Annotated in this window: 11 protein-coding genes; 4 read left to right on the top strand and 7 right to left on the bottom strand. The window is 38.0% G+C overall.

Features of this window, described 5'->3' with window-relative positions:
- Window positions 1-67 precede the first annotated feature (67 nt).
- Both AC07YT_RS00290 and bioD read left to right on the top strand, forming a co-directional pair.
- Complete coding sequence (locus AC07YT_RS00290) at window positions 68-1,189, top strand: aminotransferase class I/II-fold pyridoxal phosphate-dependent enzyme (RefSeq protein WP_086546495.1); 1,122 nt, start codon at window positions 68-70, stop codon at window positions 1,187-1,189.
- Window positions 1,190-1,798, top strand: a complete 609-nt coding sequence (gene bioD / locus AC07YT_RS00285; protein ID WP_086546496.1) for a dethiobiotin synthase — start codon at window positions 1,190-1,192, stop codon at window positions 1,796-1,798. It abuts the gene before it with no gap.
- A gap of 90 nt (window positions 1,799-1,888) precedes the next feature.
- Here bioD and AC07YT_RS00280 read toward each other — a convergent pair whose 3' ends face one another.
- The 7 genes from AC07YT_RS00280 to AC07YT_RS00250 form a co-directional block, all read right to left on the bottom strand.
- Complete coding sequence (locus tag AC07YT_RS00280) at window positions 1,889-2,584, bottom strand: GDSL-type esterase/lipase family protein (RefSeq protein WP_086546497.1); 696 nt, start codon at window positions 2,582-2,584, stop codon at window positions 1,889-1,891.
- A gap of 26 nt (window positions 2,585-2,610) precedes the next feature.
- A complete protein-coding gene (locus AC07YT_RS00275) occupies window positions 2,611-3,513 on the bottom strand; it encodes a glycerophosphodiester phosphodiesterase family protein (protein ID WP_086549330.1) in 903 nt (300 codons plus the stop codon).
- A gap of 13 nt (window positions 3,514-3,526) precedes the next feature.
- Window positions 3,527-4,936, bottom strand: a complete 1,410-nt coding sequence (locus AC07YT_RS00270; protein ID WP_086546498.1) for a calcineurin-like phosphoesterase C-terminal domain-containing protein — start codon at window positions 4,934-4,936, stop codon at window positions 3,527-3,529.
- A gap of 66 nt (window positions 4,937-5,002) precedes the next feature.
- On the bottom strand, window positions 5,003-6,559 hold the full coding sequence (locus tag AC07YT_RS00265) for a DUF5689 domain-containing protein (protein ID WP_086546499.1): 1,557 nt from the start codon (window positions 6,557-6,559) through the stop codon (window positions 5,003-5,005).
- A 28-nt stretch (window positions 6,560-6,587) separates the two neighbouring features.
- Window positions 6,588-8,051 (bottom strand): SusD/RagB family nutrient-binding outer membrane lipoprotein, encoded by a 1,464-nt coding sequence (locus tag AC07YT_RS00260; RefSeq protein ID WP_086549331.1) that lies wholly within the window; start codon window positions 8,049-8,051, stop codon window positions 6,588-6,590.
- A 10-nt stretch (window positions 8,052-8,061) separates the two neighbouring features.
- Window positions 8,062-11,217 carry a SusC/RagA family TonB-linked outer membrane protein gene (locus AC07YT_RS00255; protein WP_086546500.1) on the bottom strand — a complete coding sequence of 1,052 codons (3,156 nt, stop codon included), beginning with the start codon at window positions 11,215-11,217 and terminating at the stop codon, window positions 8,062-8,064.
- Between the two features lie 650 nt (window positions 11,218-11,867).
- The gene (locus AC07YT_RS00250; protein WP_086546501.1) at window positions 11,868-13,088 is read right to left on the bottom strand and encodes a sterol desaturase family protein; all 1,221 of its coding nucleotides are present in this window, start codon (window positions 13,086-13,088) and stop codon (window positions 11,868-11,870) included.
- Window positions 13,089-13,252: 164 nt separating this feature from the next.
- Here AC07YT_RS00250 and AC07YT_RS00245 point away from each other — a divergent pair, with 164 nt between their 5' ends.
- Together AC07YT_RS00245 and gnd are read left to right on the top strand one after the other, a co-directional pair.
- Complete coding sequence (locus AC07YT_RS00245) at window positions 13,253-14,011, top strand: ROK family protein (RefSeq protein WP_086546502.1); 759 nt, start codon at window positions 13,253-13,255, stop codon at window positions 14,009-14,011.
- An 86-nt stretch (window positions 14,012-14,097) separates the two neighbouring features.
- A complete protein-coding gene (gene gnd, locus AC07YT_RS00240) occupies window positions 14,098-15,513 on the top strand; it encodes an NADP-dependent phosphogluconate dehydrogenase (protein WP_086546503.1) in 1,416 nt (471 codons plus the stop codon).
- The last annotated feature ends 4 nt before the right edge of the window (window positions 15,514-15,517 follow it).

Raw genomic sequence — 15,517 nt, 5'->3', positions numbered from 1 at the left:
ATCCTTAAGGCAAACATTTTTTCGGAAAGATTTACATTTATGCTTCCTCTTTATTTACTTTTGACCGATGAGCAAAATTGATCAGTTTCTTAGCGGCAAACTTCAGGAACGAAAAGATAACCTTTCGATCAGGAATTTATCGACAAACATCCCTCCTTTTGATTTTTGTTCTAATGATTATTTAGGTTTTGCCAGATCGGGTGAATTAAAAAATTTGATTGATAGTACCCTGGCAAAACTACCCAATTACCTGAATGGTGCAGGCGGTTCGCGCTTGTTAAGTGGAAATACCAAATTTACTGAAGAAACCGAACAGTTTATTGCTGATTTTCACCTGGCTGAAAGCGGATTAATCTTTAATTCTGGTTATGATGCCAATGTGGGATTATTATCAAGCATTCCACAGCGTGGCGATACGATAATCACTGATGAGTTGATTCATGCGAGCATTATAGATGGCTGTAGATTAAGCCATGCTACACGTTATAAATTCCTCCACAACGATATAAACGACCTTGAAACCAAATTAAAACTGGCAAAAGGAAACATATTTGTAGTGGTAGAGAGTGTTTATTCGATGGACGGAGATATTGCCCCATTAATTGCGATATCGAATCTTTGCGAACGCTACCAGGCCAACCTGATTGTAGATGAAGCGCATGCTACAGGCGTTTTTGGCGCAAGCGGCCGCGGATTAATCAATCAGCTTGACCTAAACAGCAAGGTATTTGCACGTATTGTGACCTTTGGAAAAGCCTTAGGTGTACACGGTGCCATTATTTTAGGAAGTAAAAACTTGCGCCATTACCTGATTAATTTTGCAAGATCGTTCATTTACACTACAGCGGCTCCCATTCATAATATCGTTGCAGTTAGCTCAGCCTATAAATACTTAAATGAAATTGATCATGAGCTGATCCACCAAAAAATTGCGTTGTTTAGAAAAACATTAAAAGAGCAGCAGATCAGTGCACTTGATAGCGAAAGTACTATTCAGGGCATTTTATTTTCATCCAATGAGGCAACCAAATTGGCTGCTACAACACTACAAAGCAAAGGTTTCGATGTACGGGCAATATTAAGCCCAACGGTAGCTTTAGGCAAAGAAAGGCTTAGAATCTGCTTGCATACCTTTAACACCGATGAGGAAATTATTTCCCTGGTTAATCATCTTAAAGAATTGAATTAAATGGCTAAATATTTTATCACAGGCATTGGAACGGGTATCGGAAAGACATTGATCAGTGCCATTTTAACAGAAAAACTAAAGGCCGATTATTGGAAACCCATCCAATCGGGCGATTTAGAAACCAGCGATAGCATAACAATAGATCGTTTAATCAGCAATACAAAAACGGTTATCCACCCGGAAAGCTACCGATTAACACAACCCTTATCACCGCATTTATCGGCAAAATTAGATGGCATTGAGATCGACATTAACGAAATCAACCTTCCGCTAACGGATAACCACTTAATTATTGAAGGTGCTGGCGGTTTAATGGTACCCTTAAACGAAAAAGAACTAATTATCGACCTGATTAAAAAACTGGATGTCGAAGTGATACTGGTTTCACAAAATTATTTAGGCAGTATTAACCACACCCTTTTATCAATCAACCTGCTTAAACAGTACGAAATCCCGATTAAAGGCATCATTTTTAATGGCGATGAGAATGTAGAAACCGAAAGATATATCCTTCAATATACTAAAATAAAAAAGCTAGGCAGTATACCTGGCTTAAAAAATATCGATAAAGAAAAAGTGGAGGCAGCTGGCCAAAACCTTTTTATTTAACAAAGTCTAAAAGCTAGACACAGCCTGTTTTTATTTTATAGTTCTCCCAAGAAGTCAAGTTTCAAAAAACTTGACTTCTTTCTAATCATATTATTTCTCAGTTAAGTAACCAGACTGCTTAAGAAAGTCAGCCCAAACCTGATACCCGGCAGGGATAAGGTGTAAACCATCTTTGGTAAGCTCAGCCCTTAAATGTTTATCCTGGTCAGTAAAATTAGGATACAGGTCGATTACCGTTACATTTTTAGCAGTAAACTTTCTGATTTCATCATTTAACCAAAGAATGTGTTCGTCTTTACCATAATGGTTTTTAAATTTTTCGAAAGCAGCATTCACAGGCAAAAGTGTATTGAAATAAATCTTTGTTTTCTTCGATCCCTTTCTGATCCGGGCAATCATTTTTTTATAATTGCCTAAAATCACACTATCCGGAATATTCCTGGAGATATCATTTATTCCAATCAGGATAAAAATCTTTGCTGGTTTACCCTCAATTACATCTTGCAAACGTTCTAAAACGCCAAAAGTAATATCACCAGAAATCCCCCTGTTTTTTGCCTGCGGAAGATCTAAAAGTTTAGCCCAGTCGGTTCCGGCAGTAATGCTGTTGCCTAAAAAAACGAAATCATTTTTTGACTTCGGATCGGCTTTAAACTTAGCCACGAGCTCAACATATTTCCCCGGACGATAGGTGCTATCCCATTTTACCGTCTGAGCCATCGCCGTTGTTAACCCCAGGGTAAATACAACAGCGGTTATTAATAGCTTATTTAAAAGTGCTTTCATTTTGTATTTTTATAAAGCCGAAAATACTATTTTGACTGAACTAAAATATCCGGGTAATCAGAAATAATACCATCAACATTTAACGCTTTTAGTTTCTGAATATCGGCTAAAGTATTGGCTGTCCATGGAATGATTTTTACGCCATCTGCATGTGCTTTTTTAATCAGATCTTCATTTACCATTTGCCAAACCGGACTTAAAATAAATGGTTTAAAACCCAAATCGGCCATATTCTCCTCATATGTTTTTTTATTGGCCACCAAAAAGGAAGTTTTCATTTTTGGGTACTTTTCATGGATAATCTGAATTGTCCTTTTATCAAAAGATTGAATCACCACAAAATCAGCAATCTTTTTCTTCAAAATCACATCCATTAAAAGTTTAACAAATTCTTCAGGTTTAGGGTTGGTGATCCCATCTCCACTCACACTACATTTAGTTTCAATGTTATAGAAAAACTGCTGACGTTTATGAGCTTTAATATCATGCTGAACAGCATCAATCAGGTCAGCAAGTAAAGGAAGGTGTGTTTTTTCTTTTTTCTGCTGAGGAAATAAATCATAATATTTAGTACCGAGATCGAATTGTTTAATTTCGGCATAGTTCATACCAAAAACCGGATATTTTTTAGCATCTGTTACAGGGATATCCTTCCCATCTGGTGTAAGCATAAATGCCGGACTCAGGTAATCGTCATGTGTTACAACGACCTTACCATCTTTAGAGATATGGGTATCCATTTCCAAAGTGGTAATTCCTTCTATTTTCATGGCGTTTAACATTGCCAAAATGGTGTTTTCGGGCATCAGTCCTCTCCCGCCACGATGTGCTTCTGCACTAAATGCCGGAAATTTAACTTCCTGACTAAATGATGGAGCTGCACATGCAACGCATAAGGTAAATAAAATTGCCGATGGATTAAGTTTCATATGATTGGATGGATTAAGCATTAATTTCTGCCTCAAATTTTTCACCGAAGCGGTCGGTGGCAACAACTTTCACTTTTTTAACCGATGGCTCGAAATGCGCCAGAAACAAATGGTCTGTTGATCTTGGCTCTACGAATGGTCTCGGATTTGGCAACTTATCGCCTTTATAGAGCTTAACTGCCAGTGGATCATAACCATCTTGTTGTGCCAATGCGCCCATTGCTTTGCCATCAAGGAAATATTCAACCTTCCATTCAGGATCATAGTTCCAAACATTGGCAATTAATCTTTTCTGATTGGTTAAAGTATCTACATAAATATCAAGCTGCGCTTTGCGGTCTCTCCCGGTCGATTTATAATACCATTTTAAATCCGTTCCATCTACTTCATAAACGCCATAACCACGCGGTGTACCATCTTCACAAATCGGACCGGTCCACCAGCCACCACAAACGGTACCGTGATTATGTTCGTAAATGCCGTTCCTGATTACATTTTTATTAAAATGCGTATGTCCCGACATGATATGAACGTTTTTGAAATCTTTTAGTACAGCATAAAAATCATCGTTATTTTTAACGGAATTGTGTACCGGAATATGCAGACAGATAATCAATAGTGCATCTTTAGGCACCAGCTGCAGATTTTTAGCCAACCATGCTAATTGTGTTGGGCTAATGTAACCATCGTAAGTTCTTTCTACACCCAAATAACGTACATCATCTAAAACCACATAATGAGCCTTGCCTCGGTTAAAAGAGTAGTAAGTCGGTCCGTAATGTGCCTGAAAGGTACGATCGGAAGTATCATCACCGCCTTGTCTGTAATCCTGGTCGTGATTGCCTAGCGCCTGGAAAAATGGAATTCCGATTTTAGCAATTGCTTCATCGTATGCAGGAAAAAGATCAAAATTATCCCAAACCAGATCCCCTACACCGATTCCATGAACAGGAGTTTTTCCCATCCCTTTAACCACTTCTCTTGTATCAGGAACAGACGTTTCCATCATCTGCTGAACATCTTTTTTGTTCTTTACCTGAGGATCGGCCCAAATGATAAAATTATGTTTGTTATCGTTTTGTTTTAGCGGTTTAAGATCGAAGTTTAATTTACCAGCAGTGTCTGGCTTATAATAATGGCGTGCAATGCTGCTTTCGGTTTTAAATTCGTAACCAGATGGTGTGCTGATCCAAACAAAACGGGCCATTTCGTGAAGTTTAATTTCATAATTACCGCTTTTATCGGTTTGCACCACGCTGTATCCATCAGAAATAACCACACCGGCAACAGCTTTACCTTTGCTGGTGACTGTTCCGCTCACTAAACCATCAACCGAGAATAATGATGATGGAAACGATTTTAAACTAACAAATAAGGTTGTCGTTAATAAGGTTGATTTTTGTATAAAGGATCTTCTGTTCATTGATATTAAAGATGTGGATTCAAAATCAATGGTTCTCATCCGCAGTAATGGATGAGAACCATTAGATTAATTGGTTACTTGAGTAACATCAGCTCCTGATTCAATTTCACTTACCGGAGTGGTTAACGACATTTGATAATACACTGCTCCTCTTGCAGTAGTCCAGGTTTTTGTTGTCGCATTATACGATCCGCCTAATTTCAAAAACAAGCCTAAATCTGCTACTGCAGCATGAGGAATAATATATTGATTGGTGCCCTGGAAAAAGAAAGGCTGAGCGGTAGAGGTTGCCGGATCAACTGGATTGTAATGATCATTTTTAACGATACGGTAACCATAATTATCTACACTATTGAAAAGCGTTGTTTTACTTGTACCACCAAAAAAGACTACATCCAGAGGAACAGATTCTTCATTTATGATCGTTCCTTCAAAAACCGCTACCCCACCAGCATTACCGCTATTAGGGAATATACCGCCATTCTTAGAACCGAATCCATCACCATCATTGGTCACATAAGCAATAGATCTGATCCATTTTGAAGTACTCAATGACGTAGAGTTGGCCCCGTTAATACGTTGATTGCTACCTCCAACATAGAAAAACTCTCCTTTTGCTACGGTGCCGCTGGTTAAATTAAACTTATAAGTTCTTCCACCCCCGGTTGCCCAACCTCCGGCTGGTGCAGTGCCTACATAGGGAGCAGCAGTACCTGCGTTCGTACAGGTAATAACTGAAAGTGAATTCTTGGTAAAATCTATATCTCTTGTTGCTCTGAATTGAATATATTCATAGTTCCCATCACCACCTTTGGCATCAGCTACAATACCGGTTATCACCACTGGGAAAACGCCTAAACCTGGGCCATTTGGATTTGGTGGGGCTACACGCTCGGTAATATCTGTTGATACCCTGGGCCAAAGCTGAATTGGTGTTCTGTTTGAAATTTCATTATTAATGAACACAATCCCTGTAAATGTAGCACCGGCAGGAAGCTCGGTATTTGCATAATTAGCCGTTGCTTCAGTATGCAAGATTATACTATCTGCGCCATTTACAATGCTCTTGTCTCCAATAAAGTTATCTCCAAAAGTTGGCAAAGGGTTAACTAAGCCAGATTTTATTTGCACTAATGTACTTTCATATTCATCTGGCTTAAGCACAATGTTATAACTGGATGCAGTTTGTATATTGATTCTGTTGTTAGAAGAAATCTTCGCAATTGATGCATCTGTAAGTCCGCTAATTTGTAATGATCCTTTCACACGCTTAAGAGAACTTCCTTCAACTTTTATAAGCAGAGAATCGCCCGGCTTATAACTTGAAGGATTTTCAAGATTTAATACCAAACCTCGTATCCTGCCTTTTCTTGTACTCTGGATCACTACCGTTTTCTGTGGAACATTTCCTGAATCGATGTTAGAAATTACTACCCCGGTAATTGAACCAGCTCCGGTAAGTGATTCTTTATCAATAATCAGATCTGTGCCTTTATACAGGCTTCTTATGTCTTCGATATAGGTAATTGTACTCACTGTTCCTGCAGCAAAATCATGCTTTTTACATCCAGCGAAAGCTAAAATGGCAGCGGTTATGTAAATGTATAAATATCTATTTTTCATAAACTTATCTCTTTATAAAATGCAATTTTTATGGCCTTTGCCACCAAACTAAAGTATTAATGTTATCTGCTCCCTGAACAGCTACGGCTGCTTTATAATTCTCTCCGTTGGCAGATTGCACATATACAGGATAGTTCAGCCTTGCTGGCATAACACCTCCATTGTTTAAACCAGCGCCTTTTGGCAGTACCGGATGACCAGTTCTTCTAAATTCGAACCATTGCTGAAGGTCCGTAAAAAACAGAGCATAATATTTTTGAATGTGGATTAACTCCATCTTTTGGTCTAAAGTATAGTTGTTATCCCACTTTACTTTGTCGAAGGTTAAATAGTTGGCGGGCAAGGTATAACCCCAAAAAGTGATTCCACTAGTTGCACCGGCTTCGTAATAAACCTGAGGAGTTTTGGCTGTGATCCATCCTTTAACTGCTGCTTCTGCTAAAATGAACTGCAATTCAGAATAATTCATAATATTCCCCAACAGTGGTTCGGCTTTTAATGAAACCGGAAAGGCAGACTTACCTTCTGGTGCCTGTCCTGAGGGATAACCACTTGGTATACCTTGATAATCACCCTGGTATAGAGAAGCCCATTTCTGAATTCTCGGGTCACTTCTTTCATTTAAGTTATCAACAAAAAAGCTGGCTAATTTTGGGCCATACCAATCTCCATCTCTCCATGGAACAAATGGCGATACATAAGCTCCTGTTCCACTCCATCTTAAAACCGCAGAATCATCGTTGCTGGCCATAATTGGATACGTTGATGCTTTGGTATCTACAATTTCTTTGATTTTAGCTATTGCATTTGTTTCGGCCTTTCCCGAAACCCTCAACAATAACCTTAAGTAAAGGCTATTTCCAAATCTTCTCCATTTATCTCTGTTTCCAGCGTAAATAGGATCGCTTGCCGATGTAATGGCATTACCGGTAGCATTTCCAACTTTTAAAAACTCATTTGCCTGTTCAAGCATTAAAAATAAAGCCGGATAAATATCTTTCTGTTGATCGAAATTGGGGGTATAAATCCCTTCCTTAGCTTTATTAGAATTTAAAAATGGTATATCACCGTAAGTATCGGTCAATAAGGAGTAAGTGTAGGCTTGCCAAATTAGAGATAAGGCCTGATAAGAAGTATTTAAATTATCTTCTCCACCTTTATAGATGTCTTTAAAATTCGTCAATTCGGTATACCACGAGTTCCATAGATAATCGGCTTCCGCTGTTCTAACTTCGTACCTGAATATCTTTCCTTCGGTATCGCCCATATTTACAGTAACCTGCATCAGTTCGTTGGTGATTCTTTGGCTTCTGCTCATGTTGGCAACTACAACATCGGTAATAGCCGGTGCCAATAGAGCTTGCGGTAATGCGAAAGCACTCGTATTTGGATTCGTATTAATTTCACTAAAGTCCTTTTTGCACGAAGGCATCATTATTGATACAGTTGTAGCGAACAAAAGTATTAGATATATGTATTTTCTATTTTTCATTGTTTTAAATTTAAATGCCAATTACTAAATTGAACCCGAAAGATCTGGTTGATGGAAATTGGCCATATTCAAAGCCTTTATTGATATCTCCGTTTCCTAATGTTCCAAATTCAGGATCAAACAATGGCCACTTGGTTAACACCCATAAATCACGGCCATAAACGCCTACTGCTGCTCTTGTTAATCCAATTCTACTTAAAAACTTAGGTTTAAAAGTATAATCTAAACGTGCTTCTCTCAGTTTTAAGTAATCAGTAGAATAAGTAGTTCCTTCTACGTTATCGCGTCCATAATGAGCTGTATAATAAGTGGTTGCATCCTTACTGATCACATCATTAGGACGGAAAGAACCATCAGGATTGCGCTGAACGCCATTCCCTATAATACCATTATAACGACCTGGCAAGGTGTTTACCGTTTTACCTTGTTCTGCTAATGCAGCTGCAGATAAAGAGTAGCCCACTGCACCATATTGCGAATCGAACATAAAATTCAATGAGAATTGTTTGTATTTAAATGTATTGGCAATACTGGCCTTCCATCTTGGATTGGTATTACCAATATATTGCATATCAGTAGTAATAATCGGGTTGCCATTAGCATCATAAACAATTTGCCCATCAGGAGATTTCTCATAACCCCTGCCATATAAATCGCCCATGCTTCCCCCTGGAAGTGCAATAATAGCACCCCTGCTGCCAGGTCCATTTTGGAGGATGTATTGGTCTAAACCAGGTGTTAATTCAACAACAGTATTTTTATTTGCTGCAAATGTTCCGGTAATGTTCCAGCTAAAGCCACCACGGGTTTTTATTGGTGTTCCGTCTAATGCAATCTCAATACCGCTGTTTGTAACCAAACCTGCGTTTACAATTACACTTCTTACACCAGAGGAGGCATCTACAGTTGAAGACAGAATCTGGTTCTTGGTATTTCCTTTATATGCAGCGATATCGATACCTAATCTATTGTTGAACATTTTAATTTCCAATCCCCCTTCGTAACTGGTGGTAAATAATGATTTTAAATCGGTATTGGGCAATGTTGTTGGATTAGCCAGACCACCGGAGTAATTTGGTACCGGGTTATAAGTGTAAGATGTTTTATATGGTGTGGTTTCTCCACTACCCACCCCAGCTAGCGACCCTCTTATTTTCACATATGAAAATGCTTTTGGAAGTTTTAATACTTCTGATGCTATAAAACTTAAATTAACCGATGGATAAAAGAAAGACACATTATTTGTCGCTGTTGGTGTGGCTAAAACACTGTTCCAATCGTTACGGCCAGTAACATCTAAATACAAGAAGTTCTTGTAGCTTGCCGTCAGTAATCCGTAAAAACTGTTAATATTGTATTGACTTCTAAATGGAAATGGTACAATTACACCTGCTGCATTTGCCAGCGAATAAACACCTGGATAGAGCAAAGAGTCGGCTCTGTTTTCATCTTTATTGTAATTGTTTTTTAGCATGCTTCCGCCTACTGAAGCAGAAATATCAAAATCTTTCCCTAACTTTTTCTGGTATCTTAACAAGAAATCACTATTTATTTCTTGAGAAATGATGCTCTGGGTTCGGTACATTCCTTTTTTGTACTTCTCGGTATCGAAAGGTCTTTGTTGCGTCCGTTGTTCCTGAGATAAATCTAAAGATGTTCTTACGGTTAAGCTTAAATTTTTTGTGAAGTTATATGTAGCCGAAATATTTCCGGTTAAACCATTTCTTCTCGAGCCGTTTAACATCTCATTTGCAATCAAATATGGATTATCAGGAAAACTGCTAAAGGGATAACTTTGTGAAATATTTTCCTTGCCGGGTAGCCAATAATCTTTTAACCAATCAATCGTTGCATTCGGCTCCCAGAATAAATACCAATACATAATAGACTGGTTATTGTATCCGGTAGACGGTAGGTTATCGCTCGTTTTATTATTGTAATTAACTTTAGCTGCAATTTGAAGCTTATCTGTTACTTTCTGATTAACAGATAGAGCAATCGAAGTCCTTTCGTAACCCGTATTAGGAATAATCCAGCTGTTGTTCACATTAGTTGCAGAAAACCGCGCAGTGGTTTTATCATTACCTCCAGAAAGCGTAACACTATTGGTGTAAGTCCTTCCAGTTTCGAAAAAGTTCCTCGAGTCGTTTACATAAGGTACCCATGGCGTTCTTGTAGTTGCCTGCGTGTGGGTTATTGGGTCATATTGAAAATAAGACTGACCATTGAATTTTGGCCCCCAGGCAGAACTTGTACTTCGTGTACTCGCACCATCTGCAGATGCGTTGTAAGAATAATAGTTGTCACCATCAACTCCCTGTCCGTATTCGTACTGCAAATCAGGCCACCTGTTAATGGTCTCCATCACTGTGTTAGAGTTAATGGTTATACCAATTCCTTTCTGTGTATTCTTCCCAGACTTAGTGGTAATTACAATGGCGCCATTTGCACCTCTCTGTCCATACAAAGCCGCTGCACCAGGGCCTTGCAGTACCGTCACATCTTCTATATCTTCCGGATTAATATCTCCTAAACCACTTCCATAATCTACTGGTGTTTCATCAGCAAGATAACCAGAGCCACCATAACCAGTTGTTCTGCCACTTCCCTGATTGATTACAACACCGTCTACTACAATCAAAGCGTCGTTTCCGCCACCAAGATTATTTTCACCACGTAAAATTATTTTGTTAGAGCCTCCAGGTCCACCATTAGATCTTACTAAATTTAAGCCTGGAACCTTACCAGATAAAGCATCGGTCCAGTTATTGGATAGTGCGCTGGTTAAAGCCTCTCCTTTTACGGTGGTAGTAGAATAACCTAATGCCCGCTCTTCACGTTTTATCCCAAGGGCCGTAACGATCACTTCGTTTAATTGACTGGTAGAAGAACTAAGCCTAATGATCACATTGTTCTCGTTATTATTAAATGTTCTGCTTAGGCTTGTATAACCGATCATATTATAAAGAACCGTAGTGCCCTTTGCAATTGTGATGGTGTAATCTCCTTTATCATTAGATACGCCCAAAAACTTCTTATTGCTATCTGTTATTGTTGTTCCAATCAATATTTGTCCATCTTGATTATCCAATACGGTTCCTTTAATTACAATATTTTGTACCGGAGTTTGCGCAAAACTTTCATTAATACAAATCAGTTGCATCATTATTGCACATACCAAAAGGCTAAAGCGTTTTAGTTTACCCCTAAAAAAAGTGCAGTTTTGCTTTTGATGATTATCGGGACTGTTTTGCTTTACATGCAGAAAGCACTGATACCACGAAATCTGTTGAGTAAAATTTTTGATCATAATTATTATAGTATATCCGGTTAGTAATAGGGTTCATGTGTTTGATTTATTTTGTCCGGATTTGCGGGCAAAGTAAGCCTGTTCATGTTAAAAATATATTAAGCAAGCATTAACGTATTGAAAAGCAAGCCTGTTAGGTTGCGATTTATTTGGTTTAACTTACTATATATTTCGTTAATTAAAATTAACAAAACAAATCGAAACTAAAAACAATAAAACAAATCACCAAGAATTATTTTTTATTTGAATGTTTAAACAGACAGAAATATCGATGATTGCAAACAGAAAGGAATATTCGAAATATATACGAACCCAGCAAATAATGGCTTATTTACTCAACAGAGAAGATAAAAGAATTTATTAGGTAACGGGATGATCAGTGTCAACGCGTCACGTAATAATTTTATTACAAGCCCAGGCATTCACAAAATGAATAGAGCAACAAAACGAAACATTATCTTGTAACATTTGTATGTCAATCAAAACCGAAAGATAAAGAAACATGATTAACCTGCCTTTACGTACTCAAATACATGCTTCATGTAAAGTTTACGTAAAGAGAATGTCCGTTCCAGCGCAATCAAAACAATTACCGGGAATATTAAAAACGGTACCAGGTTAAAAGTGTAGAAAAAGAAGGCAAAAATCAAAATCAGTCTGAAGCACTCCAAATAATAAATCCATCTTCTTTGCTCTAAAAGAGCACCTATATTGATTAAGGTAACCAGTATAAACACAAGTATTGCACCTTTATTGAATGATGTTAAAGCACTATAAAATAAAGTAGCACCCGTAAGCATGGCAACGACCAGGATCAACTGTATATTTAAGTAGGTTTTAAACTTCGGTTTAGCAAGATCCTGTTTTTTATGCTGAAAGTACCGTTCTTCTAAAATCGGACGAATGTTCTGGTCCATCAAGGCAGGGCTTCCGAAAATCGCATTCCACTTGGCCTTGAATCCATTTGCACGTCTGTATGCCTCTCCTATTTCTAAATAGTAGTGGAAATGCTGCCACAGGAAACTATAACTTTTAATAGGATGTGTTAAACCATATTTTGGCGCCTCTTCTTCGGCCTGGAAAGTACCAAATAATTTATCCCAGAAAACAAAAACATCGCCGTAGTTTTTATCCAGGTATTTTTCGTCAGAGGCATGGTGCACACCATGTAAGGAAGGCGTAATCAATATATTTTCCAGCCAGCCAAGTTTGCCGATTAATTGCGTATGTGTAAAAAATGAATAGGCTCCATGCGCTAAAAGTATGGTAATAATCATATTGGGATGAAAACCAATTAATGGCAATATACACCAAAACACATTGCGGAAAATGGCTTGAATGGTCGTAATTCTTGCCGCCGCCGATAAATTAAATTCTTCACTCTGGTGATGCACAATGTGTGCAGCCCACAAAAAATTAATTTCGTGCCCCAGCCTGTGGTACCAGTACCAAACAAGATCCGTTGAGAGCAGTAGTAATATCCATACATACCACTTGGTAGAAATATCGAAAATTGAATAATGTATATATATCCAATCGTACACCTGATAAAAACTGGCGGCAATAAATAAATTCAGCAACCTTTCGGCAATCCCTACGCTAAAATTCGCAACTGTACTTTCGTATTTAAAAATTTTCGCCTTCTTTTGGTGCTGGGCGATCTTAAATTCAATAAATACAAAAATAAAAAATGCTGGAATAGCAAAAGCAAGGTAGTTTACCGTCATAACAATTTAGATCTTTTTTAAGTTTAACGGAACAAACTTAAATATATTCTATTAAATACATAGATTTTATAGAATATATTATTACACCTAAATTACTTCGATCTTGATTTAATGTTTGTCGTTTTAATTTATTTGTAGAACTTCGAAATTATAAATACACCCTTATGGCTACAAAGAAAAAAGCTGAAAACAACAATATATTATCGATCGATATTGGCGGTACGAGTATAAAAACGGTTCTTTTGGATGAAAGCGGAAATATGCTTACTGAATATTTAAAAAGCAAAACCCCACCTGAGGCTACTCCGAAAGACATTGTTTCTGGTATTGTTGAATTGATTAAGCCCTTCCCCGACAGTTATAATCGTGTGTCGATCGGTTTTCCAGGTTACGTTAAAAACGGTATTGTTAAAACCGCGCCAAACCTGGCCAAAAATAAATGGACAGATATTGATCTGGCGCAGCGTGTGGCCAACGAGCTGGGTAAATCAGTGCGTTTGGTAAATGATGCTGACCAACAGGGCCTTGGTGTGGTTGAAGGCAAAGGTTTCGAAATCGTTTTCACAGTAGGTACAGGTTTCGGAACGGCTTTATTATTTGATGGAGAGTTATTGCCGCATCTGGAGCTTGCACATTTCCCGATCAGCAAAGAAGAAGATTATGACGATTATATCGGAAACAAGGCCTTCGAAAAAATCGGCACGGAGCGCTGGAATAAAAGGCTTAAAAAATTAATCGAAATCTATAAAACGGTTTTCAATTATGATACCTTATATATTGGAGGTGGCAATTCGAAACAGATAGACTTTAAACTGGAAAGCAATATTAAAATTGTAACCAACAGAGATGGAATTAAAGGCGGTGCCAAACTCTGGAAACTGGCCGATAAGTACAACATCTTTACGGTTGAACCTAAAAAATAATTAACCATTATTACAATCTTTTAACAACAATAGCTGCAATATTAATTTGTAAACCCTAATTTTGGGTGCATTAGAAAAAATAAAAAATGGCAAATAACGATTCGAAAAAATATAAATTGGGAATGATCGGTTTAGGCACGATGGGCCGGAACTTATTATTAAACATGGCTGATAAAGGCTTCTCTGTAACAGGTTACGATAAAGACAGAAAAATGATCTCGAAACTTGAAGAAGAAGGCAAAAAACACAACTTAGAAGGATTTGACGATATTGAAAGCTTTATTTCCAGCTTACAAACATCACGTACGTTAATCTTATTAGTACCAGCCGGACCAATTGTAGATAGCGTTATTGCAGAATTAAAACCGCTTTTAAGCAAAGGTGACATTATTATCGATAGTGGAAATTCACATTTTACTGATACCAACCGCCGTGTTGACGAACTGGAAAAAGATGGTCTGCATTTCTTCGGAATGGGCATTTCTGGTGGCGAAGAAGGTGCACGTTTTGGTCCGAGTATGATGCCAGGTGGCGATAAACAAGCTTATAACGTCGTAAAAGACGTTTTTGACGCTGTAGCGGCTAAAGTTGGAACCGATCCTTGCGTAACTTACATTGGCCCTGGTGCTTCTGGTCACTTTGTTAAAATGGTGCACAATGGAATCGAATATGCCATTATGGAGCTTATTGCTGAGGTATACGGAATCCTTAAAAATGGTTTAGGTTATTCTAACAACGAAATATATCAGGTATTTAAAAAATGGAACGAAGGCAGACTGCAATCATTCTTATTGGAAATTACTGCCGAAATCTTCCTTTTTAAAGATACCGAAACACAAAACGATCTTTTAGATCAGATTAAAGATGAAGCACGCTCAAAAGGAACCGGAAAATGGACTTCAGAAGTTTCAATGGAACTGCAGTTACCGGTACCCACAATTAACGAAGCTGTTTCTAACCGCGATTTATCTAAATTCAAAAAACTAAGGGTTTCTTTAGAAGAAGCGTTTGGTAAAAAAGATACTAAAATAGCGGTGACTGTTGATGAACTGGAAGATGCATTTTACTTCTCTATGATCAGTGCCTATGCACAGGGGATGCATTTACTCGTTCAGGCATCAAAAGAATATCAATACGACTTACAATTACAGGAAATTGCCAAAATCTGGCGTGGAGGCTGTATCATCAGGGCTAAATTCTTAGAAGATATTTATCAGGCTTACGATAAAAACAATGCGTTGGAGCATTTATTCGGTGATGCAGGTATCCAGAACATCATCAAAGGTACTTTGCCGGGCACACGCAAAACAATCAGTGCGTGTATTAATTCAGGACTGGGTATTCCGGCATTTGCCTCTACCCTAACCTATTTCGATACCATTACAACGGCCCGCATGCCTTCAAATTTAATCCAGGCACAAAGAGATTTCTTTGGTGCACACACTTTCGAACGTATTGATAAAGATGGTGTTTTTCATGCCGACTGGAATAAATTATCATAAACTA

It is taken from the genome of Pedobacter sp. GW460-11-11-14-TSB4 (assembly GCF_059423705.1).
The sequence above is the reverse complement of the archived record's forward strand: the minus strand, read 5'-3'. Positions and strand labels throughout refer to the sequence as shown.

What these genes read in the sequence shown, in the direction of transcription:
- AC07YT_RS00290 (WP_086546495.1), top strand. Translation starts at nt 68, where the DNA reads ATGAGCAAAATTGATCAGTTTCTTAGCGGCAAACTTCAGGAACGAAAA.
- bioD (WP_086546496.1), top strand. Translation starts at nt 1,190, where the DNA reads ATGGCTAAATATTTTATCACAGGCATTGGAACGGGTATCGGAAAGACA.
- AC07YT_RS00280 (WP_086546497.1), bottom strand. Translation starts at nt 2,584, where the DNA reads ATGAAAGCACTTTTAAATAAGCTATTAATAACCGCTGTTGTATTTACC.
- AC07YT_RS00275 (WP_086549330.1), bottom strand. Translation starts at nt 3,513, where the DNA reads ATGAAACTTAATCCATCGGCAATTTTATTTACCTTATGCGTTGCATGT.
- AC07YT_RS00270 (WP_086546498.1), bottom strand. Translation starts at nt 4,936, where the DNA reads ATGAACAGAAGATCCTTTATACAAAAATCAACCTTATTAACGACAACC.
- AC07YT_RS00265 (WP_086546499.1), bottom strand. Translation starts at nt 6,559, where the DNA reads ATGAAAAATAGATATTTATACATTTACATAACCGCTGCCATTTTAGCT.
- AC07YT_RS00260 (WP_086549331.1), bottom strand. Translation starts at nt 8,051, where the DNA reads ATGAAAAATAGAAAATACATATATCTAATACTTTTGTTCGCTACAACT.
- AC07YT_RS00255 (WP_086546500.1), bottom strand. Translation starts at nt 11,217, where the DNA reads ATGATGCAACTGATTTGTATTAATGAAAGTTTTGCGCAAACTCCGGTA.
- AC07YT_RS00250 (WP_086546501.1), bottom strand. Translation starts at nt 13,088, where the DNA reads ATGACGGTAAACTACCTTGCTTTTGCTATTCCAGCATTTTTTATTTTT.
- AC07YT_RS00245 (WP_086546502.1), top strand. Translation starts at nt 13,253, where the DNA reads ATGGCTACAAAGAAAAAAGCTGAAAACAACAATATATTATCGATCGAT.
- gnd (WP_086546503.1), top strand. Translation starts at nt 14,098, where the DNA reads ATGGCAAATAACGATTCGAAAAAATATAAATTGGGAATGATCGGTTTA.